Source organism: Allokutzneria sp. NRRL B-24872 (genome assembly GCF_002155965.1).
In the GTDB taxonomy this organism is placed as follows: domain Bacteria; phylum Actinomycetota; class Actinomycetes; order Mycobacteriales; family Pseudonocardiaceae; genus Allokutzneria.
Genome location: NZ_MUMH01000243.1, coordinates 1 through 784, shown reverse-complemented (window position 1 = coordinate 784; position 784 = coordinate 1). Strand labels below are relative to the sequence as shown.

At 68.4% G+C, this 784-nt stretch carries 1 protein-coding gene; it reads right to left on the bottom strand.

What is annotated here, in order from left to right:
- Positions 1–71: 71 nt before the first annotated feature.
- A complete protein-coding gene (locus tag CCN37_RS36930) occupies positions 72–731 on the bottom strand; it encodes a hypothetical protein (RefSeq protein ID WP_078643244.1) in 660 nt (219 codons plus the stop codon).
- Positions 732–784: the final 53 nt, after the last annotated feature.

The following is a 784-nucleotide window of genomic DNA, read 5'->3' as shown; positions in this document are numbered from 1 at the left end:
ACGGGCAGCGAAGAAACACCGCGGCGGTGGAGCCGCCGTAGGCAACTCCACCGCCGCGGTCGGGCAGGGGCTTACTCGTGGGCGCTGATCACACCGCCGGCGCTGAGCACGATGTACACGCCGTTGGCGTCCATCCCGTCGTCGTGCTGGTTCGCCTCCAGGGTGCCGTCCACCGAGCCCTCGTTGCCGATGATGTCCGCGCGGAAGTGGGCGTCGCCGACCTTCGTGACCTTGGCCGTCCAGCCGCCCGCGAGCTTGTATGTGCCCGGTCCGCTGTGCTCGCCGCCCATCCAGGAGTGGACCTCGCCGCCCAGCGTGAGCACGACGTACATGCCGTTGGCGTCGAGGCCGGCATCGCGCTGGTTCGCCTCCAGCGTGGCCAGGACGGCACCGTCATTGATGATCTTGAGGCGGTAGTGCTGGGTACCGAGCTTGTCGATCTTGGCCGTGCTGCCGTCCGCCAACTTCTGGCCGCCGGTCGAGGATGGCGCCTTGTCCGTATCGCCCGTCTTCCCGCCCGTCTTGGCGTCGGGCTTGGCGTCGGAGCCCTGCGCTCCGGAGGAGGAACCCCCGCTGCTGGACTCGGCGGAGGCCACGGGCTTCTTCGTGCCGGTGTCGTCCGTGTCGTTGTTGCAGGCGGTCAGGCTGAAGCTGGCGGCTGCGATCAGGGCTGCGGCAGCAATGCGAATGGTGCGGCGACGAGCGGTGCGGACAGTGGTGTTGGCGTTCATTTCGAGTCCCCCAGGGGCAGCCGGTGACGTTGTTCTCGGTACGTCACCCACTC

Bases quoted from the DNA above. Each gene is read 5' to 3' on its own strand.
- CCN37_RS36930 (WP_078643244.1), bottom strand. From the start codon at position 731: ATGAACGCCAACACCACTGTCCGCACCGCTCGTCGCCGCACCATTCGC.